Source organism: Micromonospora sp. SCSIO 07396, assembly GCF_053667945.1.
Genome location: NZ_CM132210.1, coordinates 1,199,554 through 1,226,136, shown reverse-complemented (window position 1 = coordinate 1,226,136; position 26,583 = coordinate 1,199,554). Strand labels below are relative to the sequence as shown.

The window sequence follows — 26,583 nt, the reverse complement described above, 5'->3', positions numbered from 1 at the left end:
GGACGCCCCGCCACCCGACCGGTCGGTACGGCACGCGCTGGCGACCCTACCGGGATGGCCGCCGGCACGCCTGCGCTTTTCCCCAGCGGTGTGCCTCCACTGCTCAGTCGGTGTCGACCCGGGAGCCGGTCGCGCCGAGGGCTTCGGCGATGGCGGCGAACTCGCGTAGGGCCGCCTGGAGGTCCTCGACGATCTCCTGGGCGATCACCTCGGGTGGCAGCAGCGCGTCGGCGTCCTCCAGGGAGGCGTCCTTGAGCCAGGTGATGTCCAGGTTCACCTTGTCGCGGGCGATCAACTCGTCGTACGGGAAGGGGCGGAAACGTTCGGTCTCCACCCGCTCGGCGCGGTCCTTGCCGGGCAGGTAGCAGTCGACGAAGTCCTGGAGGTGTTCCCGGCGCAGCGGGTTCTGCTTGAGCGTGAAGTGCTGGTTGGTGCGGAAGTCGTACACCCAGAGGTTTTGGGTCCAGGGTTCCTCGCGGGCGCGCTTGCGCTCGAAGAACAGCACGTTGGCCTTGACGCCACCGGCGTAGAAGATGCCGGTGGGCAGGCGCAGCATGGTGTGCAGGTCGTACTGCTTGAGCAGCCGGCGGCGGATGGTCTCCCCCGCGCCGCCCTCGAACAGCACGTTGTCGGGCAGGACGACGGCCGCCCGGCCGTCGATCTCCAACAGTGCGGCGATGTGCTGGACGAAGTTGAGCTGCTTGTTGGCGGTGGTGGCCCAAAAGTCGTTGCGTTCGATCTCGCGTTCCTCGCGGGAGGACCGGCCGTCCTCCCCCACCATCCGGATCGACGAGCTGCGCCCGAACGGCGGGTTGGCGAGCACCAGGCTGACCCGCCGGTCAGGCTCCCGACTGAGGGCGTCGCGCACGGCGATCAGCGACGGGCCGTTCGGGGTGCCGATGCCGTGCAGCAGCATGTTCATCGCCGCCAGCCGGGCGGTGCCGTCGACCAGCTCGGTGCCGGTGATCGCACCGCCCGCGAGCCGTCGCCGCTGGTCGGGGGTGAGGGTGCTGCCGTGGTGGCGCTGGATGTGGTCATAGGCGGCGAGCAGGAAACCGCCGGTGCCGCAGGCCGGGTCGGTGATCGTGTCGTCGGCGGTGGGCAGCATGCAGTCGACCATCGCGACGGTCAACGCACGCGGCGTGAAGTACTGCCCCGCGCCGGATTTCGCGTCCTCCGCGCCCTTGGCCAGCAACTCCTCGTAGGCGTCGCCCTTGACGTCGACCCCGGTGCCCGACCACTCCTGCTTGTCGATCAGGTCGACGATCAGCCGCTTGAGCTTCGCCGGGTCCTGGATCTTGTTCTGCGCCTTGCGGAAGATGGTGCCGAGGGTGCCGCCCTCCCGGGCCAGCCCGGTGAGGATGTGCCGGTACTGCACCTCCAGGTCGTCACCCTCGGCGTCCAGCAGGGTCTGCCAGCTCAGCTCGTCGGGCACGATCTGCTCCGGCCGGAACGTCCGCCTGGCCCGCTCGTCGGCCATCTTGAGGAACAGCAGATAGGTCAACTGCTCCACGTAGTCGATGGTCGACACGCCGTCGTCGCGTAGCACGTCACAGTAGTTCCAGAGCTTCTGCACCAGACGGCGCGAATCCACAGTGCTCACAGTGGCAAGGTCTCCTGCTGGTAGTCGTCGCCGGTCACCCTGGTCGGCGGTGCCGCCAACTCCTTCGGGGTACGCCGGGAGCGCGTCCGCTGCTTCGGGATGGTGGCCGAGCGCTCTGCCCTGATCCGGGCGAGCAGCTCGGCGGCCGGCTCGTCGTTCGGGTCCTGCGGCACAAGCCGCCCCGCAAACGCCTCACACAACAACGAGGTACGCAAGGATTCAACACGCTTCTCAGTCCGCGCCACCAGATCGGCTGTCACCTTAACTTGATCGAGGATAAGCTCCACAACATCTGTTATTTTTTTCTGAGCAACGATCGGCGGCACAGGCAAAGGGAGTTCTCGGCAGGTCGACAACGCGACGTTAAACTGACCGGCAGTTGCCTTCGCCGTTCCTTTCAAGAGATTTAGAACAATCGGAGCTTGCAGCACAAGCGCCAACCAGGCTGGTTGCATATCACAACCAGCCCTAAAGGAAACGATAGCCTGGTTGATATTCCACTCTTCATACCGGGACGGCACTACAGCAGTTTTGCCCAGCGGGGGACCGACTATGTTGGTCAGCACATCTCCGGGCACAACCCGTGACCGCCTCAACAATCCCTCATGGGTGGATCGATTCACGAAGGTCGGCCGCACCGAGAAGTCGACCGATCCTTTGCCAGCAAGGTTGTACACCTTTAAGAACGGAATATCACCGGCCCCGGCAGACATAAGCGCAGCAGCAGGCGTACTGCCCGAGAATATCGCACTGCATGCTTCTCGCGCTACCCTCCACTTCCAACTTGGGGGCAACTTGGGCAGTCCACGATAATCGATTTTCTGCCCATTTTTGCCAGCCAACTCAGAGAAGCAGTTTGCAGTATACGTGGCAGAGATCGAGGCCGAGATCTCTCCAAGGACGGCTCGATTGAGGACATCATCGCGAAATCGATCAATCCTCAGAGCAACTTTGGACAACATCGAGCGGATGAACGCCAATCGCGACAATGCCTGCTCGATCGCCTCGACTATTCGGCGCTGCTCGTCGATTGGCGGCAAGCTAACCGGAATTCGATTCATTGCCGCTTGCGTCAACTTGAGGCGGGTCGTTCCATTAGCGAACCCACGATAGTCGAAGGAATTCAAATAGTGGTGGAGGTAGCCGATTTCCAGCATCCCCCTCGGACGCAGCACATGGGCATGGTTGTTGACCCAGGCCGGACCAGCAATCCGGTAAGCCTTGTCTTTGTAGGGATCGAAGAACTGCACACCGTCTTCACCGAGCAGCACCAGATCTTCATCGAAGATGGCAGCATCGATGAACCCGACCTGTCCTGCCGCACCATAATAGGGCACCGATCCAGGCCGTTCCGCGCGTTCCTTGGCACTGACCGGGACTCGCTGACTGTCGAGCACGTCGACAAGCTCGCCCAGAGGCGCGACAGTCCAACCCGGTGGCAGGTCGGTCACGCGGACAGCTCCTGGTTGAGTTCGGTGAGGAGGGGTTCGGCGCGGTTGCCGAAGGCGCCCGCGTACCCGTCGATGCCGCCGCGTTCGGTGAAGGGTGCCCCTTCCAGGTCGTCGGGGGTGATCTCCACGCTGACCGCTATCACGTCCTTGATCCTCTCCAGCCACCACACCTGATCGGCAGTGAAGGTAGCGCCCGCCTGCTGTTGCCGCAGCAGCCACCCACGGAAGCGCTCCTCTGTGGTCGTACGAAATGGACGAAGTTCCTGGTCGTGGCCCAGTTCGTAGCGGATCAGGGCGACCAGGTCGGTCACCCCGCGCGGTCCGGCCTGCTCGACGGTCCGGCCGAGCTGCACGTACGCCTGCCACAGCGAATCCGGGGTCCACGCCTGCGGGGGCCTGGCGATCCGGGCCGCCAGCTCCTTGAGCTGGTCGTAGCTGATCCGGCCCTTGCCCTCGTAGAACACCTGCAACGCGGTGATCTCGTCGCGGTGCTGTTCGAGGTAGTCGTGCCAGCTCCGCACGGTCACCTGGGCGCGTTCGGCGGCGGGCACCCCGGCCGCCGACAGCAGGGTGTCGGCGTTGACCTCGTCGATGGTGACGTCGTGGGTGTGGCGGATCTCCAGGATGCGGGCGCGCAGCTGCGGGTTCGCGGCCAGCGGGCGCAGCGCACCGGCCAGCAGGTCACGGACGGCGTCCGGCCCGGCCAGGGTCGCCGGGTTGAGCTGTTCGGGGGCGACCGCGTCGACCAGGCCCCTGACGATGCCGGTGAGCGGCTGCCCGGCCAGGTCGGCCAGCTCGGCGCGTTCGTCGTCGGTGAGCTGCCGGTCGAGGCGGGACAGCCGGGACGCGAGGGTGGCCACCTCGTTGGCGTCGGCGGTCAACGCGCCGGCCTTGCGTAGCAGGTCACGCAGCGAGATCTGCTGCTCGCTGTGCCGTTGCAGCGGCACCGCCTCGTCCAGGTCGGCCTCGGTCACCCCCACCGCGTCGACGATGACGAACCGGTCCTTCACCCTCGCGTCAGGCGTGACGGACTGGAAGTCGGCCGGGTCGATGGTGCGCGCCCCACGCCCCTTCATCTGCTCGAAGTAGGTGGCGCTGCGCACCGGCCTGAGGAAGAACACACACTCCAGCGGCCGTACGTCGGTGCCGGTGGCGATCATGTCGACGGTGACCGCGACCCGCATCTCCGGGCTGTTGCGGAACGCCTGGATGAGGGTGTCGGGGTTGTCGCCGTCCCGCCGGGAGGAATAGGTGATCTTCCTGGCGAACTGGTTGCCGCGCCCGAACACCTCCCGGACCATGGTGACGATCTCCTCGGCGTGGTTGTCGTCACGCGCGAAGATCAGCGTCTTGGGCACCGTGGAACGGCCGGGGAAGATCTCGGTGAACAGCCGGTCGCGGAAGGTCTCCAGCACCAGCCGCAACTGCCCTTTCGAGATCACCGACCGGCCGACCTGGCGGCCCGCGTACGTGAAGTCGTCCTCCAACTCCTGGTAACGCTCGGCCCGGGTCCGCCGGTCGCGCAGCGGCACGACGGTGCCGGCCTCGATCTTCTGCCCGCCCTCGGTGATCTCGGTCCTGATCCGGTAGACGTCGAAGTTGACGTTCACCCCGTCGGCGACCGCCTGCTCGTAGGTGTACTCCGACACCAGGTTCTGCCGGAAGAAGCCGAGGGTCTGCTTCACCGGGGTCGCGGTCAGCCCCACCACGAAGGCGTCGAAGTACTCGATCACCGCCCGCCACTTGCCGTAGATCGAGCGGTGGCACTCGTCCACCACGATCAGGTCGAACGTCTCCGGCGGCAGCTGCGGCTGGTACGCCACCTCGACCGGGGAGTCCAGGTCGTAGCTGTCGTACGCCTGGTCGTCCAGGTCGACGTCGGGCAGCTCGTCGCCGCGCAACGCCCCGTACAGGCGCTGGATCGTGGAGATCACCACGGTCGACGAGTCGAGCAGGCCGCCGCCGGAGAGCCGGTCCACCGTGTACAGCTCGGTGAACTTCCGCCCGTCGTCGGGGGTCTGGTAGCCGGCGTACTCCCGCAGGGTCTGCTTGCCGAGGTTGTTCCGGTCGACCAGGAACAGGATGCGGCGGGCGCGGGCGTGCTTGAGCAGCCGGTAGCTGGCGGTGACCGCCGTGAACGTCTTGCCCGCCCCGGTGGCCATCTGGATCAACGCCCGGGGCCGGGCGTCGGCCAGCGAGCGTTCCAGGCCCTCGACCGCGTCGATCTGCGCCGGGCGCAGGCCCAGCCGGTCCAGCGCCGGCATCCGGCGCAGCCGGGCGCGCAGCGTCGGCGCGGCCGGCTCGTCGTCGGCCTCCCGCATCCACCGGGCGAGCGTCTCCGGCCGATGGAACGCGAACACCTCCCGGGTACGCGGAAAGGGGTCGAGCTGGTTGACGAACGCGGTTTCGGTGCCGGTGGCGACGTACCCGAACGGCAGCGCCGCCTCCCGCCGCCAGGCGCTGAGCCGCTGCTCGGCGGTCAACCCGTTGAGATAGCGGTCGAGCTGCGCCTCCACCCCGCGCGGGGCGGTGCCCTCCCGCTTGGCCTCGATCACCCCGACCAGCCGCTGGTTGACGTAGAGCAGGTAGTCGGCCCGGCCCGTCGCCAGGGTCACCTCGCGCACCGCGACGCCGACGCCCTCGTACAGGTTGAGTTGGTCCTGGTCCTGGACCTGCCAACCGGCGGCGGTGAGCTGGCGGTCGATCTCGACCCGGGTCTGCACCTCGTTCAACGGCTCGTGCGAGGCCCGGCGGGCGCGGGCGATGAACTCCTCCCGCTTGGCCGCCGACACCTTCACCGGCTTGGCGCTGTCAAATGCCTGCTGCGCCGCCTCGGCGGCCGGTTCCAGGCTGGCGAGCAGCGCGGCGGCCTGCGGCCGTCGGGCGTCGGCGTCGCGCACCGCCTGCTCGGCGGCGACCGTGGCCGCCGCCTGGGCGAGGGCCAGTGACGGCTGACCGTCCAGCAGCAACTTCGTCTCGGCAAGCTCCTGCTTGTAGCGCTCGATCTCGGCCTGGAGGCCGCTCACCAGAGCGGCCGACACCTGCCGTTGCGGCGGGGTGGGTGGCACGAACCCGATCGGCGCCCGGTCGTCGGTCACCGCCCGGTGGAACCAGAGCCCCAACTCGAAGCAGGTACGCAGCAGTTCGAGGGCTTCCCGCACCTCACCCAGGTGATCGTGGACGGCCTGGTTGCCGGTGTCCCGCAGCCGGTCGAACGCGGCGTAGACCTTGGCGGTGAGTGCGCCGTTGGCATACAGCACCTCCACCTGGTGGAAGAAGCTCTTGCCGTGCGGTGTGGCGTCGGTACGGCGGACCAGTTCCCGGGCGAGCACGTCGCCGAACGCGCGAGCCTTGAACATCGCCGACTGGGCATCGACGTAGACGAGCAGCTCGGCCCCTGCGCCGTACCAGACCAGCAGGGGATGGTTCTTCAAGAACCCGAAGTTGGCAGACTGCTCCGCCAAACGGCGTACCTGTCGAGGATCCACGACTCTCCACGTCCATAAGCGACGGTGAACACGTCAGGATATGAACGGGCGTACATCTTCGGTATCCCGCAAGCTATCGGAAACCCGACAGCGCTCGGGAAGCGTCCGGGAGCGCCGGGGTGCCGCCGGCCCAGGGTCAGCCGTGGGGCAGCTCCGTGATGGAGCTGGCGACCTCGATCGCGGTTTCCCCGTCGAACCGCTCGACGTCCACCAGCACGTCGACCGCAAGGCCCGGCCGGACCAGCCAGAACGCCTCGCCCCCGCCGGCCAGCCCGACGCCCTCGGCGCGACCGAACTCGGCAAGCGGCCACTCGGCGGAATCCCGCTCGTGGTAACCGGCCAGGAACTCGCGCACCTGCACCAGCGAGGTCAGCCGATCGCCGCGCAGCACGTGCACCCGCAGGTCCACCCGGTGGCCGTCGTCGACCGCCCGTTCCCAGACCCGGGTGGCGAAGGTGACGTCGTCCCACTCGGAGGCGAAGTCCGACACCAGGTCGCCCGCACCCTCCGGCACCCACCCGACGTGGAAGTCGTCCAGATCGCCACCGTCACGCCCCTGCACCGTCATCGCCCACCGCCTCGATCGTGTCCAACTGGTCGACCGCCAGCGCCGAGGCTGGCGGTGGTACTGACTTTGCGAAGAATCGGCACCACGGAGCCGGCGGGTCACATCGTCGACACGCGTTTACCCACACGGCCGCCCGGTAGGTCGACGATCACACGTACACACGGGTCCGGCCGCCGCCGGGCCGACCACACCGGTCATGAGCGCCCGCTCAGTTTCCCAGCGCGCGTACCGCGCTCACACACACTTCCCCAGGCCTGTCGACACACCACAGTCACCCCGCCGTATCGACGATGACCACCGAGAGCCTACGAGGTGAACACCGACCGCAGCTACCCCCGACGGAACCACATCCCGAACGGCAGGGTCACCGCCACCGACGGCCCGTCGACGGGAAGCCGCCTCGGTCACTCCCGCTCGGCGACAAACACCCCGAGCCCGTGGACACCCTGCACCCATCCCTGCGTCTGTAGGACGAGGATGGCTTGCCGAACGACTGTCGTCGAGACGCCGTGCTCGGTCTTGAGCTGAATGGTGGAGGGTAGCTGATCCCCCGGCGCGAGCTCTCCTGATTCGATCTGACCACGAATGCGGTCCGCCAGTTGTTGCCACTTGGGTTTGACGGGCATGTGTGTACTCCCAGGTCTGCCCCGCCATTCGATCACGTGTCACTACCCGTGACAAGTAACGTGTTGTCGTGCTTGCCATGTGTGACTAGATGTGTAAAGCTCCCCTCGACCGGCTCCCCCAGGTCTGCAAACCCGGAGTTGGTCTGTTCCTCACCCGCACAGAGCGCCCGGTCGGGTCATCCCCCCGGCCCGACCGGGCGCGCGGTCACCCACCAGCACCCACCCACACACCCTGGGCCGCAACCCGCCCGCACCACGCCCTTAACTCAGGGCGAATTCAAGATCAGATTGCAGTTTTGTAGACGACACGCCGAGGCGAGTACGCGAAATCGCAATCCGATCACGGCCGCCCCACCCTCATCAACGGAACTCGACCAGGAGCTGCCCCGATGGACGACCAACCCGACCCGCACCACCCCGAGCGACACCCCACCCGACCAAAGCACGACAACCGCCATCCCCACGACGACAAGCACCATCGGGACAACCAGCACCGGCACGACACCAAGCACCCCCACGACAACCGGCGCCCGTACCACGAGCGCCGCTCGGACGAGGACAGTCCGCCGGAGTCCGGCGGGGACCTCGGCCTGCTCGTGTCCGACCAGGACGTCGAGGACGCCGACGACATCCTCTTCGCCCATCCCCCGCACGTGGTGACCCGCAAGGTGTGCGGTTGCGGCGATGACTACCCGTGCGAGCAGGTGCGGTACGCCCGATTGATCAAGGCCGCCCGGGGGCCTCGCTGATCGTCACCGAGCCACGCCGGTGCCCCGCCGGGCAGACCGCCGTAGGCAGGCCACCGAAGCCGGAGCCCGCTCACCGCGAAAAGCGGAACAGCAGCAGGGTCACGCAGTACGACAACGGCACCAGCAGGGCGCAGATCACGAAGCCGAGCGGGGCGTACCGGGGTGGGTCGGTGTCGGCGAGCGCCGGCCGCCCCCACCGCCCGAGGATCAGCCAGCCGGCGACGAAGGAGATCAGCGGCAGCCCGGCGCAGGTCAGCGCGCCCAGGGTCACGCCGTCGACCACGCCGATGCCGTTGGCGACCAGCAGCACCAGCATGGCCAGCACCCCCACGGCGGCGCAGCCGACGTAGACGGCGACCGCGCGGGCCGTCGGCGACCAGGTGGGCAGCAGAGCGGGCCGCTGAGCCAGCGCCTCGGCCTGCTGCCCCAGCCGGTCGACCTCGTCGACCAGCCGGGCCGCCTCGGCCAGCACCACCGCCGGATCACCGTCCACCCCGGACCCGACAGCCGCACCGGCCCCGGCCTCCACCCCGGACCCGGGAGCGGGGTCGGTCGCCGGGGACACGCCAGCGGCGGCACCGAGCTGGCCGAGCCGTTGCTCCTGGGCGGCCAGCCGCTGACCGAGCCGGGTCACCCCGGTGTGCAGGTCACGGCGGCGTTCCGCCTCGGCGGCGGCACCCCGTTCCCCCTCCCGGATCCGGGCGGAGAGCTGCCGGACCGCCGCCGCGTACTCGTCGTAGCCGGTCACTCAGCGCTCCTCTTCGGGGCGGTACCCGGGGCGGACGAACGGCACGATCAGCGCGGTGCGGTGCGCATGCCTGTCGACGAGCAGCGCCCGGTCCGGGCGCGGGTTCCAGGCCAGGTCGGTCACCCCGAGGTAGAGCCCGAGATCGTCGGCGGGCACGTTCAACGCCACCAGGCAGGCCACGTCGTCGCGGTTCTGGCTGCCGCCGAGGTCGTCGGCGAGCCGACGCAGGCCCCGCCACCAGCCGAGCAGGTGCACCCCGTGCCCCGGCCCCGCCCGCAACAGCGCCCGCAGGTCGTCGTGGCCGGTCCGGTACGTGTCGGGGTCGGCGGCGGCGAGCACCGCGTGGGCCGCGTCCACCCCGAAGACCACCAGGTAGGTCCGGCCGCGCTCCCCACCACCGGCGGCCAGCTCACCGATGCGGGCCCGCAGCCCGGCCGCGTCGACCTGGGTCACCGGGTGCCCGGCGGCCTTCAGCCCGGCGGCGGTGTCGTCGGCCAGCTCGTCGGCGGCGGCCACCAGCGCGGCCAGCACGAACCCGGCCTCCCCGGGCCGGTGCTGCCCGGCCAGGCTCAGCGCGGCGGCCCGCAGCACGTGCGCGCCGGTGACCGAGGTGCCCACCACGGCCAGGTGCCGACCCGGGGAGGCGTCCAGGTCGAACCGGGCGGTGCTGCCGGCCACGTCGACCGTCCGGCCCACCAGCACCGCCGGACGACGGCCGGCCGGGACGGGCGGCGTCGGCTCGTCCTCCAGGTGGGCGGTGGCGTAACCCCGGAAGACCTCGGGCGGGCCGACGTCGTCGGGGCGCGCGTCCCACAGCTCGTACCGCAGCCGGGCGAGCTGGCGGGCGTCGGCGTGCGCATCGGGGAACCGCAGCAGCGTGTCCGCGCCGGCCGCCCCGGCGGCGGTGTTGACCAGCGCCGTGCCGATCCGGGTCGGGCCGGCGACAGTCGCCCGGGGGCCGAGCACCGCCTCACCGCCGGGCAGCGCCACCCGCAACGCGAACTGCCCGAACAGCGACTCGGCCCGGCCGTACAGCGCCTCCACGCCGCTGGTGCTCTGGCTCGCCAGCACCAGGTGTACGCCGTACGAGCGGCCCTTGCGGGCCAGCTCCTCCAGCAGGTCGACGGCCTCCCGGGCCAGCCTGTCGTTGCCGGCGAACAGCACGTGGAACTCGTCGATCACGGCCACCGTGCGGGGTACCGGTTCGGTGTCCGGCAGGTCGGCGAGCTTGGTCACCCCGTGCCGCTTGAACAGCCCGGCCCGCCGGCCCAACTCCCGGCGCAGTTCGCGGAGCACGGCCAGGCCGTACTCCCGGTCGGACTCGACGCCGACGGCCCGCGCGTGCGGCAGGAACGACGGGTCCCGGTCGGTGGGGACGAACTCGGTGAAGCTCACCCCCTCCTTGAAGTCGAGCAGCCACAGGTGCAGCTGCGCCGGGGAGTAGCGGGCCGCCAGGCCGTACAGCACGTCGAGCAGGAAGACCGTCTTGCCCGCGCCGGTGCGGCCACCGACCAGCCAGTGCGGCGTCGCGTCGTCGAAGGCCAGACTGACCGGGGTACGCCCACTGCGCCCGACCACCGTCGTCAGGCCGCCCCGGGCGGAGCCGGTCCAGCGGTGCTCGGGCAGCAGGTCGGCCAGGTGCAGGGCGGTGTCCCGGCGTACCTGCGCGCCGAGCCGGTCGGCCAGCGTCTGGACGGCGGCGGCGGGCGGGTCGCCGTCGAGCAGCACCGGCACCGGCAGCCCGGTGCGGTCGGCGCTGAACGGGTACCCCGGCGGGTCGCCGACCCGGGCGTACCGTTCGTCGAGCCGTACCTCGGTGGTGCCGCCCAGCACGGGTGGGGCCTGGCCGGGCGCGGTCACCGCGCGCCCGGCGAACAGCACGCACACCCCGGCGGACGGCCCGGCGTGGGTGAGCGCGGCGAGCCGGGCCAACTCACGCGGGCCGGGCGCGGACGCGGCCACCACCAGCAGCAGCCCGGCCTCCCCCGCGCGGGCGTGCGCCTCGGCGGCGTCCAGCAACGCGCCGATCTCGGCCTCGGTGGTGGCGACCGTGCCGAGCACCCCGGCGTCGCGCAGCGGACGCAACGGGATGAACGTGGCCCCCCAGGCGGCCGGGTCGATGCCGACCACCCGCACGCTGCCCGGGGCCGCCGTGGTCAACAACCGCAGCACCAGCACCCGCAACAGCACCGCCACCCGGGGATCACGGGCGTCGCCGTCGACCGCCAGGTGCCGGCCGGCACCCAACGGCAGCAGCAGCGGGAACCGGCCGTCCGCCGTGGACGCCTCACCGATGCGCACCGCCGCCGGCCCGTCGCCGGTGCCGCCGGGCAGCGGGGCGGGCGGCGGGGCGGCCAGCGCGTCGGCCAGCCGGGCCAGCCGGGCGACCAGGTCGGCGGTGCGCTCCGGGACGGGCTGCCCGGCCAGTTGGTCCAGCAGGGCACGGGCCGCCGTCCACCGCTGCCGGGCCTGCCGGTGCGCGGCGACCGCCTGCCCGTACGCCGATGCGAGCCTGCCCACCCACTGCTCCCCACCCACGTGCGGACGAATCGAGGGAACCCTAGCGCCCCGGCGGGTCCGCACGCACGACCCGCCCACGGGTCAGACGGGTCGGCAGCCCGGGTCCGGTCCGCTGTCGGCCGCGCCACAGTGGAACACCTCGACCGGCTCGGCGGCCACCTCCGGCACCCGCTCCACCCGCAGCAACGCCAGCCGCTTGGCGACCGGCTCGCCCGAGTCGGGGGCGTACCGGACCACCCCGGCGACCCCCGGGTAGCCGGCGGCGGCGTTCTGCCGCAACACCTCGGCGTGCACGCCGACCGGGTTGACCGAGCGGGGCTCCCAGCGCCGGCCGGTGTCGGCGTGGCGCAGCCGGGCGGCGAGGCTCTCCACCGCCCGCACCATCATCATCGCCGCGTCGTAGGCGAGGCTGACCCGCTCGCCGACGGGTGCGCCGGCACCGTCGCGGCAGCGCGGCGGGTCCAGCAGGTCGTCGGCGCCGACCCAGGTCAGGAAGCTGTCCCGGGCGTCGTCCCGGGCGGCCTGCGCGGCCCGTAGCGCGGCACAGGTGGCCAGCGCCGCCTTCGACACGTACGTCACCGGCAGGTTGCCCGGGGCGCTGGCCCGCAGCCCCGGGTTGGCCATGTAGCGGTTGACCGAGTCGTCGGCGACGAGGTGCCGGGGCGGATCGTTGCCGCACTCCTTCAACGCCCGCAGGAACTCGTCGAACTCCGACCAGCGCCCGGCGAACACCAGCACCCCCCGGTAGCCGCACTCGGCGGTCAACCGACGCCCGGTGTCCCACTCGTCGAGCCGGGTGAGCCGGCTGCCGAACCGCTGGCGCAGCCCGTCGACCAGGGTGCCGACGTAGAGGTCCTCGGTGAGCGAGCTGTCCTCGCCGGTGGTGTAGTAGGCGTGCGCCTCGGTCACCCGCAGCACCTGCCGGGCGTACGTCTCGATCATCGCGGCCTGCGCCGAGTTCGGCGCGGAGATCTGCAGGTAGAGGCTGGAATTCTGGTCCATCCGGTCGGCCGACAGGGTGGGGGCGAGCACCGGCAGGCCGACCCGGTTGAGTTCCCGCAACGCCGCGGCGGTGCTGGTGCGGCTCTCCACCAGCCCGACCACCCCGAGCACTGTCGGGTCGTCGTGGGCCAGCCGCTCCAACATGGCCACCGCCGGCCCGGCGTGGCGCATCTGCCGGCCCCCGTTGGCGACCACCACGTGCAGCAGGGCCGCGCCGTCGGCCGCCGCGGACTCCTTCAGCAGGGCGTACTGGGCGGTCGCCAGGCCCTCCAGCTCCTCGCGTTCGGAGACGTAGGACTCCTCGTCGGCCCGGGTCCGGTTGCCGGTGAGGGTGCCCAGGTAGACCAGGGTGAGATAGGGCCGACGATGGTCGCTGCGCCGCCACACCTCCTCGGCGGCCCGGTTCTGCGCGAAGATCCGCTGCTGCACCGCGCGCAGCCGCTCCTGGCCGGGTTCGCTGTTGAACACCTGGGCGGCGGTGTCGCTGTAGCCGACGCACTCCCCGGCGAGCACCTGCACCCGCACCTGGCCGATCGGCGTCGGATGGCAGTCCAGCGTCCACCTGCTGTCCGCCCACACGACCGTCCCGGCCAGCACGACCACCGCCACCGCCGCCGGCAGGAACCGCCGTGCCCACCACGGCGGGTCGGGGGCGACCAGCGCGGGCGGAACGACCCCCGGGGGCGGGGTGGCGTCCTCGTCGTCGGGGCGCAGCGCCACCAGCCAGGCGGCGGCCCGCCGCAGCCGCCGGGTCTCGGGCAGCGCCTCGGCCCACTCGTCGTAGGCGTCGTCCGCCTCGCGCAGCGGTCGGGTGCCCGGCAGTTCCGGCGGCGGCACGGCGGCCAGCGCCACCACCAGCAGCGGATCGTTGCGGCCCGTCTCGTTACGCACGTCGGTGAGCAGCCGGACCAGGGTGTGCCCGACGCCGTCGACGTCCACCCCGTCGAGCAGCAGCACCGGGTACGCGGTGCGCCGCCAGTCCCCGGGCCGCCACGCCCGTCGCCGGTACGCCTGCCGCAGGTCCTCCAGGAAGGCGTGCAGCAGCAGCTTGTCCACCTGGGCGGGTTGTTCGCCGTCGCGCCAGCCGGCGGTGAGCCGTTCGGCGAACCCGAGGAAGGTCACCGACTGGCGGGGGGCAAGATACTGCTGCCGCATGAACCACCGGTACTGGCCGCCGACGACCGGCACCCGGCCGGAGACGGCGATCCGGAACACCACGCTGGGCACCGCCCGGCGCAGCAGCCAGAGCAGCACCTGAAGCGCCGTACCGACCCCCGACTCCCCGCCGACCTGCGGCTCCTCGACGGGACGCCGGCCCCGCCAGTCGCGCAGCCGACGGACCAGGGTGGCCCGGCCGCTGTCGGCGGCGTCGACGCCCACGTCGAGGGTCTGCTGCATCAGCCAGTCGGCCAGCGGGTAGTGGCGGAACCGCAGCCGGGCCGCCCCGAACGCCTCCAGCGACAGCTGCCGGTGCAGTTCCCGCAGCACCGCCGGGACGTCGGCGAGGTCGGGGCGGGCGGCCAGGTCGAGCACGGCGTGCGGGACCCGGCGACCCGCGCCCCGCCCGACGAAACGGCGCAGCAGGGCACCCGGGTCACCGCCGGTGGCGGCCCGGACCAGCCAGAGCACCGGCAACCGGCGGTCGCCCCGACGCGGCCGGCGCAGCAGCCGGGTGAGCAGGGCGAGCAGTTCGGTGCCGCCGGCCGGGGGGCCGTCCACAGCGGGCGGCCGGGGCTGCGGCGGGGTCACCGGTTCGCGCATACGGGCACCTCCGCCGCCGACAGGAACCAGGAAAGAGTTCCCATTGTCGACGACGGAGGCAACCGAGGGTGTCCGGTGGGATGCCGCCGGTGACCCGGCCGGCCCGGTCAGCCCAGCGCGGCGGTGAGCGTCGGCAGGTAGCCGTACCGGTAGCCGTCGGCGTTCGGGTGGTACGCCTCGATGACGCCGCTGACGTCACGGATCCACGGGGCGGCGGCGCAGACGCCGTGCCCGGCGAAGAACGGGCGGGCGTCGGCGAAGGTGGCGCCGGCCGCGCCGGCCCGGGCGGCGGTGACCGTGGCGAGCACGTCGGCGGCCTCGTTGAGGATGGTCCGCTTGTAGCTGCTCATCGCCAGCGCGCCGCAGGAGCCGGTCTCGAACAGCCGGGGGTAGCCGAGCACCACCAGCCGGGCGTTCGGGGCCCGGTCGCGGATCGCGGCGTAGGTGGCGTCGAGCCGGCCGGGCAGCGTCGAGGTGGCGAAGCTCTTGGCTTTGTCGACCGCCGCGGTGCAGGTCGCCGTGGTGCCGAACCGGCAGCTGGTGATGACGTCGGCGAAACCGGCGTCGTTGCCGCCGATGGTGATGGTGACCAGGCTGGTGGTGGCGCTCAACGAGCCGACCTGCTTGGTGATCACGTCGGCGGTTACCGCGCCGCCGCAGGCGGGGAAGGCGAAGCTGGTCACCGCGTTGGCGGCGGCCCACAGCGGGGCGTACGACTTCTGACTGCGCAGGCAGGTGGAAAAGTCGTACGGCCCGGCACCGACACCGGAGGAGTACGAGTCGCCCAGCGCGACGTAGTGGACGGTGGCGGCCTGGGCGGCGGTCGGGACGAGCAGGACGCCGGTGACGGTGGCGAGGACGGCGGCCAGGGCGGTGACGGCCCGGGCCAGAGCGCGGCGGGGTAGGGCGCGGTGGAGCATGACGATCCTCCAGGGGCAGCAACGGGGGAAGCCTCTGGACCGCGCGCGTGGCCAGGGGGGTGAGGCGTTGTTACTAGTCGGTAATGCTAGCGAAACATCGACGGGATGAGAACAGCCGATCCCTGCCATCCGGGGCGTACGTTTCCACCGCCGTCGATTAGGTTGTCGGTGCGAACACCCCGATGGAGGGAGTCCACCCCGTGCGACGTGTTTTCACGGCGGCCATCGCCGCCCTGACCGTCACCACCGCCGGCACCCTGGTGACCGGCACCCCCGGCCAGGCCGACGCCCGACCGGGCAAGAGCCGGTCGGTCGCGGTCTCGGCCGCCCCGAAACCCGGCAGCCCCGGCCTCGGCGACCCCTACTTCCCCGACTACGGCAACGGCGGCTACGACGTCGACCACTACGACGTCCGGCTGCGTTACGAGCCGGCCACCGACCGGCTCAGCGGCACCACCACCATCCTGGCCACCGCCACCCAGGACCTCTCCCGGTTCAACCTCGACTTCCTGCTCGACGTGGAGTCGGTGCGGGTCAACGGGTGGACCGCCCGGTTCGACCGGGAGGGCGTCCACGAGCTGGTGGTGACCGCGCCGCGCGGCCTCACCACCGGTCAGCCGATGACCGTCGTGGTCACCTACTCCGGGGTGCCGTCGGAGACCCTGGTGGACGGTTACTCCGGGTGGACCCGCACCGTCGACGGCGCGCTCGCCGTCAACGAGCCCGAGTCGGCCTGGTGGTGGTTCCCCTCCAACGACCACCCGCTGGACAAGGCCACCTGGGACATCTCGGTGTCGGTGCCCGACGGCGTCGAGGTGATCAGCAACGGCGTGCAGCCCCGGCCTCCGCTGGCCGAGGCCGGCAACCGGATGCGCTGGGGCTGGCGCAGCACCAAGCCCGGGGCCACCTACCTGGCGTTCCTGGCGATCGGCCAGTACGACATCGTCACCGACACCGCCCCGAACGGGCAGCAGGTGATCAACGCCTACAGCACCACGCTGGGCGACCGGAAGCCGGCCGCCCGGGCCAGCATCGAACGCACCGCCGAGGTCGTCGACTGGGCCAGCGGCATCTTCGGACCGTACCCGTTCGAGGCGCAGGGGGGCGTGGCCGCGCCGATCGACAGTCTCGGCTTCGCCCTGGAGACGCAGACCCGCCCGGTGTACGGGCCCGGCTTCTGGCGACGCGGCAGCAACCCGTACGTGGTGGTGCACGAGAACGCCCACCAGTGGTTCGGCGACTCGGTCTCGGTGGCGAACTGGAGCAACATCTGGCTGAACGAGGGCTTCGCCTCGTACGCCGAGTGGCTCTGGTCGGAGGCGCAGGGTGAGGGCACCGCGCAGGAGCTGTTCGACTTCACCTACGCCGACTACCCGGCCGACGACGCGTTCTGGCAGGTCCTGCCGGGCAATCCGGGTGCCGGCGCGGTCTTCGACGGCGCGGTCTACGACCGGGGCGCGATGGCGCTGCACCAGATCCGGCTGGCCGTCGGCGACGACGCGTTCTTCCGGATCCTGCCCGCCTGGACCGCCGCCCACCGGTACGGCAACGGCACCATCGCCGAGTTCCAGGCCCTTGCCGAGCAGATCTCCGGCCTCGACCTGGACCCGGTCTTCACCACCTGGCTGTTCACCCCCGGCCGGCCCACTCCGGCCGCCGCCACCCGCACCACGACCGCACCCGCGCAGCCGAAGTCGTGGACCCAGATCCGGGCGGCGCACCAACTGCTGGCGCGCTGACCGACCCCGGTTCGGGCTGCCCGCCCCCCGGCACCGGTGCGGGCAGCCCGAACCGGCCCGCAACCGTGACCTTCCGGCACCCGGGCCGGCCGCGGCGCGGCTCGGTCGCGGCGCGGCTCGGCTCGGTCGCGGCTCGGCTCGGCTCGGTCGCGGCTCGGCTCGGCTCGGTCGCGGCGCGGTTTCGGCCCGAGGTCGGGTCCGGTCTGCTCGCGGTCTGGCCGGGCCCGGGGCCGACTCTGGGCTGGTGGGGGCCGGGTCCGGTCGAGCCGGCTCCGGTCGATGCCGATCGGGGCGGCGTCGGGCCGCAACGATGGTTCCGGAGAGCGGTATGCCTGACAGTCATAACTATGCCTGTCAGGCATACCGCTCTCCGTGGTGATACGCACTCCCGGGAGGGCTGGCTCCGACACCCCCGTGACACCACAACAGCAGGGCCGGGACAGGTGACGCAGAAGCGGCTGTGCGCCGGCAGGGCGCAGCGGGCGAGACGGTAGCCGGGCCACACGGCCGGGCCGTCAGCCGACCCGGTCTCCGGGTCGGCTGACGGCCACCGATCGAACTGCCCGATACGGTGGGCCGGCAGGTCAGGCGGGCCAGCCGACCAGACGGACCGGCAGGCGGGCGGGGGTCAGCGGGCGGCGAGGGGTTGGCGGGCCGGGTCGACCGGGGCCGGCAGGTCACCCACCCCACCCAGGTAGGAGTGGATCGCCGCCGCGGCGGCCCGCCCCTCGGCGATCGCCCAGACGATCAGCGACGCCCCCCGGTGCATGTCCCCGGCGACGAACACCCCGTCGGCGTCGGTCTGCCAGTCGGGCCTGGCGTCGACCGCGCCCCGGGCGTTGCGGGTCACCCCGAACTGGGCCAGCAGCGGCTGTTCCTCGGTGCCCTCGAAGCCGATGGCCAGCAGCACCAGGTCGGCCGGCAGCTCCCGCTCGGAGCCGGGCAGCGCGGTGACGATCCGCCGGCCGTCGCGCCGTTCCACCGTCACCTCGGCGATCCGGACGCCCTTGACCTGGCCGGTGCCGTCGTCCACGAACTCCTGCACCGCGACCGCGAAGACCCGCTCGCCGCCCTCCTCGTGCGCCGGGTAGTTACGCAGCACCCACGGCCAGGTCGGCCACGGATCCCGCTCGGCGTCCCGGCCGTGCGGCGGCTCCGGGTAGAGGTCGAGCTGGTGAACGCCGGCCGCGCCCTGCCGGTGGGCCACGCCCAGGCAGTCGGCGGCGGTGTCGCCACCACCGATGATCACCACGTGCTTGCCGGCCGCGTCGATCGGCGTACCGTCGGGCAGCTCCGCCGGGGCGGGCCGGCCGTCCCCGGCCGCCGCAACCACCCGGTTGGCGGCCACCAGGTGGGTCATCGCCTGGTGGATGCCGCGCAGCGGCCGACCGGGCGTCTCCGGGGTGTCCCGGCCCTGGAGCGCGCCGCACGCCAGCAGCACCGCGTCGTGCCGGGCCCGCAGCTCCTCGGCGGTCACGTCGACGCCCACGTTCACCCCGGTACGGAACTGCACGCCTTCGGCGGCGAGCTGGGCCAGCCGCCTGTCGATGTGCTGCTTCTCCAGCTTGAAGTCGGGGATGCCGTACCGCAGCAGGCCGCCGATCGCGTCGTCCCGCTCGTACACGGTGACGGCGTGACCGGCGCGGGCGAGTTGCTGGGCGGCGGCGAGCCCGGCGGGCCCGGAGCCGACCACGGCGACCGACCGACCGGTCGACGCCGGCACCGGACGGGGGTTCAGCCCGCCCCGGGCCACCGCCGCGTCGGCGATCTCCACCTCGACCTGCTTGATGGTGACCGGCTGCTGACCGCCCAGGCCCAGCACACAGGCCGCCTCACACGGGGCCGGGCAGAGCCGGCCGGTGAACTCGGGGAAGTTGTTGGTGGCGTGCAGCGACTCCACCGCGGCGTCCCAGCTGCCGGTGCGGACCAGGTCGTTCCAGTCCGGGATGCGGTTGCCCAGCGGACAGCCGTCGTGGCAGAACGGGATACCACAGTCCATGCACCTGGTGGCCTGCTCGCGGATCAACTCCTCCCCGGCGGGCGGGTAGACCTCACGCCAGTCGGTGATCCGCACCGCCACCGGTCGACGGGCCGGCAACCGGCGTTCGTAGCGCAGGAAACCGTTCGGGTCAGGCACGAGCCACCTCCTGGGCGACCACCCGCGGGACGGGCGGCACCGACGCGGTCAGCGCAGACATGACCGCGTCGTCGACGTCGCGGCCGGCGGCTTCGGCGGCCTTCATGATCTCCATCACCCGGCGGTAGTCCCTCGGGACCACGGCCGTGAACTCCCCGACCGCCTCCGGCCAGCGCTTGAGCAGCTCCGCGCCGACCGCCGAGTCGGTCTCGGCGACATGCCGCTGCACCAGGTCGTGCAGCAGTTCCCGCTCGGCGTCACGCAGCGGGGACAGGTCGACCAGCTCCGCGTTGACCCGCCCGGTGTCGAGCCGGTACACGTACGCCGTACCGCCGGACATGCCGGCGGCGAAGTTGCGGCCGGTCTCGCCGAGCACCACCACCGTGCCGCCGGTCATGTACTCGCAGCCGTGGTCGCCGACGCCCTCGACGACGGCCACCGCGCCCGAGTTGCGGACCGCGAAGCGCTCCCCCACCCGGCCGCGCAGGAACAACTCGCCGCCGGTGGCGCCGTAGAGAATGGTGTTGCCGGCGATGATCTGGTCCTCGGCGCGCTGCCCGGCGGTGGCCTCGGGGTCGACGAACGGCGCGGCGGCGTCCGGGCGGACCACGATCCGCCCGCCGGAGAGCCCCTTGCCGACGTAGTCGTTGGCGTCGCCGTGCAGCCGCAGGGTCACCCCGCGCGGCAGGAACGCGCCGAAGGACTGCCCGGCGGTGCCGCGCAGCACGAACTCGACGGTGTCGTCGGGCAGGCCGGCACCGCCGTGCCGGCGGGTCACCTCGCCGCCGAGCATCGCGCCGACGCTGCGGTGCTCGTTGCGCACCGCCACCTCCACCCGCACCGGGCTGCCGTCGCGCAGCGCCGGCTCGGCCAGCGCGATCAGCTCGTTGTCCAGCGCCAGCTCCAGGCCGTGGTCCTGGGCGCGGACCCCGCGCCGGGCCGCGCCCTCGGGCAGCTGCGGGGTGTGCAGCACCCGGGCCAGGTCGAGGCCGTGGCCCTTCCAGTGCTCGATCGCCGGTACGACATCGAGCACCTCGGTCTGCCCGATCGCCTCTTCGATGCTGCGGAAGCCCAACTCGGCCAGATAGCCCCGCACCTCCTCGGCGAGGAAGAGGAAGAAGTTCTCCACGAACTCCGGCCGGCCGGTGAAGCGTTCCCGCAGCACCGGGTTCTGGGTGGCGATGCCCACCGGGCAGGTGTCCAGGTGGCAGACCCGCATCATCACGCAGCCCTCGACGATCAGCGGGGCGGTGGCGAAGCCGAACTCCTCCGCGCCGAGCAGCATCGCCACCACCACGTCCCGGCCGGTCTTGAGCTGGCCGTCGACCTGCACGGTGACCCGGTCACGCAGCTTGTTGAGCAGCAGCGTCTGCTGCGCCTCGGCCAGGCCCAGCTCCCAGGGGGTGCCGGCGTGCTTGAGCGAGTTGAGCGGGGACGCGCCGGTGCCGCCGTCGTGCCCGGAGATCAGGATGACGTCGGCCTTGAGCTTGGCGACCCCGGCCGCGACCGTGCCCACACCGACCTCGCTGACCAGCTTGACGTGCACCCGGGCGGCCGGGTTGACGCACTTGAGGTCGTGCACGAGCTGGGCGAGGTCCTCGATGGAGTAGATGTCGTGGTGCGGCGGCGGGGAGATCAGGCCGACGCCGGGGGTGGCGTGCCGGGTCCGGGCGATCCACGGCCAGACCTTGTTGCCGGGCAGCTGCCCACCCTCGCCCGGCTTCGCGCCCTGCGCCATCTTGATCTGGAGGTCGTCGGCGTTGACCAGGTATTCGCTGGTCACCCCGAAGCGCCCGCTGGCGATCTGCTTGACCGCCGAGCGGCGGGCCGGGTCGTGCAGCCGGTCGACGTCCTCGCCGCCCTCGCCGGTGTTGGACTTGCCGCCCAGCCGGTTCATCGCGATGGCCAGCGTCTCGTGCGCCTCGGCCGAGATCGACCCGTACGACATGGCGCCGGTGGCGAACCGCTTGACGATCTCGGTGGCCGGCTCGACCTCCTCGATCGGCACCGCCGGGCGCAGCCCGGTCCGCAGGGTGAACAGCCCGCGCAGCGAACCGGCCTGGGCGGCCAACTCGTCGACCTTGGCGGTGTACTGGCGGAACACGTCGTACTGGCGGCTGCGGGTGGCGTGCTGGAGCAGGAAGACCGTCTCCGGGTTGAACAGGTGCAGCTCACCCTCGCGCCGCCACTGGTACTCGCCGCCCACCTCCAGCCGGGCGGAGCCGGCGGTGCCGGGCGTCGGCCACGCCTGCCCGTGCCGGGCGGCGACCTCGGTGTGGATCCCGGCCAGCCCGATCCCGCCGATGGTGCTGGGAGTGCCCCGGAAGTAGCGGTCGACCAGGCGGGTGTCCAGGCCGACGGCCTCGAAGACCTGCGCCCCGCAGTACGACGACACCGTCGAGATGCCCATCTTGGACATGATCTTGAGGACGCCCTTGCCGAGCGCCTTGACGTAGTTGCGGACCGCCTTGGCCGGCTCCACCCCGACCAGCGCCCCGGTGGCGATCATGTCCTCCACCGACTCGAAGGCCAGGTAGGGGTTGACCGCCGCCGCGCCGTACCCGATGAGCACCGCCGCGTGGTGCACCTCGCGGCAGTCACCGGACTCCACGATCAGCGCCACCTGGGTCCGGGTCTGCTCGCGCACCAGATGCTGGTGCACCGCCGCGGTGAGCAGCAGCGACGGGATCGGGGCCAGGTCGGCGTTGGAGTCCCGGTCGGACAGCACCAGGATCCGTACGCCGTCCTCGATCGCCTCGGAGACGTGCCGGCAGATCTCGGTCAGCCGGGCCTTGATCCCGGCCCCGCCGTCGCGGATCCGGTAGAGCCCGGACACCCGGACCGCCTTGAAGCCGGGCAGGTCGCCGTCCTCGTCGACGTCGAGCAGCTTCGCCAACTCGTCGTTGTCGATCACCGGGTAGGGCAGCACGATCTGCCGACAGCTCGCCGCGCCCGGGTCCAGCAGGTTGCCCTCCGGGCCGATGGTCGACGCCAGGCTGGTCACCAACTCCTCCCGGATCGCGTCCAACGGCGGGTTGGTGACCTGGGCGAACAGCTGGTGGAAGTAGTCGTAGAGCAGCCGGGGCCGGGTCGACAACGGCGCGATCGGGGTGTCGGTGCCCATCGAGCCCAGCGGCTCCGCCCCGGTACGGGCCATCGGGGCGAGCAGGATCTTCAGCTCCTCCTCGGTGTAGCCGAAGGTCTGCTGCCGCCGACGCACCGAGTCGTGGGTGTAGACCACGTGCTCGCGGGGCGGCAGGTCGTCCAGCTCGATCAGGCCGGCGTGCAGCCACTCGTCGTACGGCTGGGCGGCGGCCAGCTCGGTCTTGATCTCGTCGTCCGAAACGATCCGGCCGTTGACCGTGTCGACCAGGAACATCCGGCCCGGCTGGAGGCGGCCCTTGGCGACCACCGTGGCCGGGTCCAGGTCGAGCACGCCCGCCTCGCTGCCCAGCACCACCAGCCCGTCGGCGGTACGCCACCAGCGCCCCGGCCGCAGGCCGTTACGGTCCAGCACCGCGCCGACGATCTCACCGTCGGTGAAGGCGACCGACGCCGGCCCGTCCCACGGCTCCATCAGGCTGGCGTGGAACCGGTAGAACGCGCGCTTGTCCGGGCGCATCGCCGGGTCGTTCTCCCACGCCTCCGGGATCATCATCAACACCGCGTGCGGCAGGCTACGGCCGGCCAGGTGCAGCAGCTCCAGCACCTCGTCGAAGTTGGCCGAGTCGGAGGCGGCCGGGGTGCAGACCGGGAACACCCGGCGGATGTTGCCGGGCAGGTGCGGGCTGCGCAGCAGCGCCTCGCGGGCCTGCATCCAGTTCCGGTTGCCCCGAATCGTGTTGATCTCACCGTTGTGCGCGATGAACCGGTACGGGTGGGCCAGCGGCCAGGACGGGAACGTGTTGGTGGAGAACCGGGAGTGCACCAGGGCGATCGCGCTGTCGACCCGCTCATCGGTCAACTCCGGGAAGTACTCCGGCAGCTGGTCGGGGGTGAGCATGCCCTTCCAGGTCATCGTCCGCGCCGACAGCGACGGGAAGTAGGCCGTCACCCCCCGCTCGGCGGTCTCCCGCTCGGCCTGCTTGCGGACGCAGAACGCCACCCGGTCCAGGTCGATGCCGGACAACGGGGAGCCCGCCGGGCCGGCCGGGGTGTCGGTCAGCCGGTGCGCGGCCAGGAAGAGCTGCCGGATCCGGGGCATCGCCGCCAGCGCCGTCTCGCCCAACCCGCTCGGGTCGGTCGGCACGTCGCGCCAACCGAGCACCTCGGCCCCCTCGACGAGGGCGTACTTCTCCACCACCTGACGGGCGCGCGCCTCGCCGCCGTCGTCGTCGGGCAGGAAGACCAGGCCGGTGGCGTACTGGCCGGCCGGGGGCAGCGGGAAGTCCACCACCGCGCGCAGGAACGCGTCCGGCACCTGGATCATGATGCCCGCGCCGTCGCCGGTGTTCTGCTCGGCACCCCGGGCGCCACGATGGTCTAGCCGGCAGAGCGCGCCGAGGCCGTTGGCCACCACCGCGTGGGAGCGCCGCCCGTAGAGGTCGGCCACGAAGGCCACCCCGCACGCGTCGTGCTCGTGCGCCGGGTCGTACAGACCGGTCGCGGAAGGGACCGGCTGCGGGCTGTGCGGGTACGGAAGGGCCACCGGGTCTCCTGTCGTCACTCAGGTTGTTGCATGGTCGGGACGACGTCGGCCCTGGGCGGTCTGTTGAGTCTACGTTAGGGCGACCCGGGCAGGGCCAGTGCAGATTGATCACACCTTCCAGACTCTGGGACGTGTAGTCTCGCGCGGTGGATCCTGCACACCGCGACCTGTTCGACCGGTTGGAACGCTTCTACGACGCGGTGCCCCGGGACGCCGCCCGCGCCGAGGAACACGGCGGTCTGGTGCTGTTCGCCCGGGACGGGGCCGGTTGGCCGTTCTACGCCCGCCCCCGCCTCGACGCCGACGGGCCACCCTCGCTGGCCGACCTGCACACCGTCCGGGAACGGCAACGTGAGCTGGGCCTGCCCGAGGCGTTCGAATGGGTGCACGAGACCACCCCGGACCTGCTCGCCACCGCCCGGGCCGCCGGCCTGAGCGTGCTGGAGGCCCCGCTGATGGTGCTCGACCCGCAGGTCACCCCGCCCGACCCGACGACGCTCACCGACGTACCGGTGCGGGTGCTGGACCCGGACGCGCCAGGCTTCGCGCTCGACGTGGCGGCCCGGCGCGCGGTCGCCGCGGTCGGGTTCTCCGCCGCCGGCACCGTCCCCGGCGACGCCGGCCCGGCCGAACGGGACGCCGCGATGACCGAACTGGACGTGGCCGCGCTGGACGAGGAGCGGGCCGCGATCGCCGCCGGCCGACGCCTGTCGGCGGTCGCCTGGACGCCGCAGGACGGCGCACTGGCCAGCGGGATGGCGATGCGGGTCGACGACGTCGCCGAGATCGCCGGGGTGGCCACCCTGCCGGCTGCCCGCCGCCGGGGGCTCGCCGCCGCGGTCACCGCCACCCTGGCCCGCACCCTGCGCGCCGCCGGCACCGACCTGGTCTTCCTCTCCGCCGGCAGCGAGGACGTCGCCCGGATCTACCTGCGCGTCGGCTTCCGTCGCATCGGCACCGCCTGCATAGCCGAACCCACCGCCCTCATCTGACCCCCGGCCCTCTCCTGCCCGCCCGCCTCGCTCCCCGGCCCCAGCCCTGCCCCGATCGGCGTTGCCCCGGCCCGGCGCTGCCCCGACCCGGCGCCGCCCCGACCGGCGCTGCCCCGGCCCAGCCCTGCCCCGATCGGCGTTGCCCCGACCCGGCGTTGACCCGGCCCGGCGCTGCCCCGACCGGCGCTGACCCGGCCCGGCGTTGCCCCGACCGGCGCTGCCCCGACCCGGTGTTCGCCTTGGTGATCAAGAGGTTTGCGGTTTGATCAAGAGGTTTGCGTCACCTCACGCGCTCACCGTGACGCAAACCTCTTGATCACCACACAAGTGACGCAAACCTCTTGATCACCGCATGGGGGCGGCCACCGCACGGGGGCGGCCACCGCACGGGGGCGGCCACCGCACGAAGGGCGGCGGGGCGGGGGGAGAGTGGGTCAGGGGGTGGGGGGACGCCAGGTGGCGGCGGTGGCGGCGGCGCCGGAGAGCAGGCGGGGGGTGATCGTGCCGAGGGCCGCGTCGCGGGCGCGCAGGGCCAGTCGGCCCCGGGTCTGGAGCACCGCCGACATCCGTCGGGTCTGTCGGACCACGGTGGCCGCGCGGGGCCGCCGCACCCGGTCGTACGCCAGCATCGCGTCGGGGAGCCGGGACTCGCGCAGCAACGACGACAGGGTGACGGCGTCCTCGAACGCCAGGCACGCGCCCTGCCCCAGGTGCGGCGGCATGGCGTGGGCGGCGTCACCGAGCAGCACCACCCCGCCCGGCCCGGCCGGGAAGCCGTACGCCCGGGGCAGCGGGCGCAGCTCACGGATCTCCTGCTGCACCAGGTCGGCGGGGTCGGTGGCGGCCAGCAGCTGACCGATCGGCGCGGGCCAGCCGGCGTACCAGCGTTGCAGCAGGGCGAGCTGGGTCTGCGGGGGTTCCGGCCGGGGCGCTCCGGCGGCGGTGGCCACCCAGTAGACGCCACCCCGGCGCGACGCCCCGGAGGAGCCGCGCTCCCCCAGCGAGGCGGCCACGAACCGGTAGCCGGCGCCCAGCACCTCCCCCCCGACCGGCTGGTCGGCCGGCAGGGGGGCCCGGTACCAGGGGATCACCGCCCGCCAGGCGGCGCAGCCGGAGCTGACCACGGCGGCCTCGGGGGCGAGCTGGCGGCGCAGCACGCTGTCCGTGCCGTCGGCGGCCACCACCAGGTCCGCCTCGACGAACTGGCCGTTCCACCCGACCCCGGGCCGCTCGGTGGCCTCGGCCCGGACGCTGTCCACGGCGACCCCGGTGCGCAGCTCGACCCGGTCACCGAGGCCGGCGATCAGGGCGTCGTGCAGGTCCTCCCGGTGTACGACCACCGGCATCCGGTCGGCCGGGGTGGGCCGGGGCTGCACCAGCCAGTGACCGTCGGGGCGGCGGATACCGCCGTCGGGCAGCGGGGTCGCGATGGCGTCCAGGCCGGCACCGACGCCGAGCACCTGCAACGCGCGTACCCCGTTGGGCCACAGCACCACGGCGGTGGGTTCCGGGCGTACCCGGTCGGCCCGTTCCAGCAGAGTGACCTGCCAGCCGGAGCGGGCCAGCGCGCCGGCCACCGCCAGACCGCCGAGGCCGGCCCCGACCACCACCGCGCTGCGCATGCCGCGCCC

15 protein-coding genes are annotated in these 26,583 nt (G+C 72.2%); 3 read left to right on the top strand and 12 right to left on the bottom strand.

Translation table 11 applies throughout. The features are described from left to right. Positions 1-103 precede the first annotated feature (103 nt). The 5 genes from ACWCHM_RS05515 to ACWCHM_RS05495 all read right to left on the bottom strand — a co-directional run bounded on the left by ACWCHM_RS05515 (position 104) and on the right by ACWCHM_RS05495 (position 7,736). The gene (locus tag ACWCHM_RS05515) at positions 104-1,594 is read right to left on the bottom strand and encodes a type I restriction-modification system subunit M (RefSeq protein WP_454221645.1); all 1,491 of its coding nucleotides are present in this window, start codon (positions 1,592-1,594) and stop codon (positions 104-106) included. A 5-nt stretch (positions 1,595-1,599) separates the two neighbouring features. Continuing rightward, complete coding sequence (locus ACWCHM_RS05510; RefSeq protein ID WP_454221644.1) at positions 1,600-3,054, bottom strand: restriction endonuclease subunit S; 1,455 nt, start codon at positions 3,052-3,054, stop codon at positions 1,600-1,602. Beyond that, a complete protein-coding gene (locus ACWCHM_RS05505; protein WP_454221643.1) occupies positions 3,051-6,488 on the bottom strand; it encodes a DEAD/DEAH box helicase family protein in 3,438 nt (1,145 codons plus the stop codon). Before ACWCHM_RS05505 ends, ACWCHM_RS05510 begins: the two co-directional genes overlap by 4 nt. Positions 6,489-6,678: 190 nt before the next feature. Continuing rightward, complete coding sequence (locus ACWCHM_RS05500) at positions 6,679-7,110, bottom strand: hypothetical protein (RefSeq protein WP_454221642.1); 432 nt, start codon at positions 7,108-7,110, stop codon at positions 6,679-6,681. A 404-nt stretch (positions 7,111-7,514) separates the two neighbouring features. Further along, a complete protein-coding gene (locus tag ACWCHM_RS05495; protein ID WP_204959217.1) occupies positions 7,515-7,736 on the bottom strand; it encodes a winged helix-turn-helix domain-containing protein in 222 nt (73 codons plus the stop codon). Positions 7,737-8,125: 389 nt separating this feature from the next. Between ACWCHM_RS05495 and ACWCHM_RS05490 the strand changes: the two genes are divergently transcribed. Further along, positions 8,126-8,485 carry a hypothetical protein gene (locus ACWCHM_RS05490; protein WP_454221641.1) on the top strand — a complete coding sequence of 120 codons (360 nt, stop codon included), beginning with the start codon at positions 8,126-8,128 and terminating at the stop codon, positions 8,483-8,485. Between the two features lie 70 nt (positions 8,486-8,555). Here ACWCHM_RS05490 and ACWCHM_RS05485 read toward each other — a convergent pair whose 3' ends face one another. The 4 genes from ACWCHM_RS05485 to ACWCHM_RS05470 form a co-directional block, all read right to left on the bottom strand. Further along, positions 8,556-9,233, bottom strand: a complete 678-nt coding sequence (locus ACWCHM_RS05485; protein WP_454221640.1) for a hypothetical protein — start codon at positions 9,231-9,233, stop codon at positions 8,556-8,558. After that, entirely contained in the window at positions 9,234-11,753 is a 2,520-nt protein-coding gene (locus tag ACWCHM_RS05480; RefSeq protein WP_454221639.1) for an FtsK/SpoIIIE domain-containing protein, read from the bottom strand. 81 nt (positions 11,754-11,834) lie between these two features. After that, positions 11,835-14,516 (bottom strand): hypothetical protein, encoded by a 2,682-nt coding sequence (locus ACWCHM_RS05475; RefSeq protein WP_454221638.1) that lies wholly within the window; start codon positions 14,514-14,516, stop codon positions 11,835-11,837. A gap of 107 nt (positions 14,517-14,623) precedes the next feature. Beyond that, positions 14,624-15,436, bottom strand: coding sequence for an SGNH/GDSL hydrolase family protein (locus ACWCHM_RS05470; protein WP_204959221.1), 813 nt, complete (start codon positions 15,434-15,436; stop codon positions 14,624-14,626). A gap of 200 nt (positions 15,437-15,636) precedes the next feature. Here ACWCHM_RS05470 and ACWCHM_RS05465 point away from each other — a divergent pair, with 200 nt between their 5' ends. After that, complete coding sequence (locus ACWCHM_RS05465) at positions 15,637-17,175, top strand: M1 family metallopeptidase (protein WP_204959222.1); 1,539 nt, start codon at positions 15,637-15,639, stop codon at positions 17,173-17,175. Between the two features lie 628 nt (positions 17,176-17,803). Here ACWCHM_RS05465 and ACWCHM_RS05460 read toward each other — a convergent pair. Both ACWCHM_RS05460 and gltB read right to left on the bottom strand, forming a co-directional pair. Further along, positions 17,804-19,312 carry a glutamate synthase subunit beta gene (locus ACWCHM_RS05460; protein WP_421487801.1) on the bottom strand — a complete coding sequence of 503 codons (1,509 nt, stop codon included), beginning with the start codon at positions 19,310-19,312 and terminating at the stop codon, positions 17,804-17,806. Beyond that, positions 19,305-23,960 (bottom strand): glutamate synthase large subunit, encoded by a 4,656-nt coding sequence (gene gltB / locus ACWCHM_RS05455; protein ID WP_454221637.1) that lies wholly within the window; start codon positions 23,958-23,960, stop codon positions 19,305-19,307. The genes ACWCHM_RS05460 and gltB overlap by 8 nt, the downstream gene beginning before the upstream one ends. 146 nt (positions 23,961-24,106) lie before the next feature. On the opposite strand from gltB, the gene ACWCHM_RS05450 reads away from it, so the two are divergent. Further along, positions 24,107-24,952 (top strand): GNAT family N-acetyltransferase, encoded by an 846-nt coding sequence (locus tag ACWCHM_RS05450; RefSeq protein ID WP_281895648.1) that lies wholly within the window; start codon positions 24,107-24,109, stop codon positions 24,950-24,952. A 434-nt stretch (positions 24,953-25,386) separates the two neighbouring features. On the opposite strand, the gene ACWCHM_RS05445 is transcribed toward ACWCHM_RS05450, so the two are convergent. Next, complete coding sequence (locus tag ACWCHM_RS05445) at positions 25,387-26,574, bottom strand: FAD-dependent oxidoreductase (protein WP_454221636.1); 1,188 nt, start codon at positions 26,572-26,574, stop codon at positions 25,387-25,389. Between the last annotated feature and the right edge of the window lie 9 nt (positions 26,575-26,583).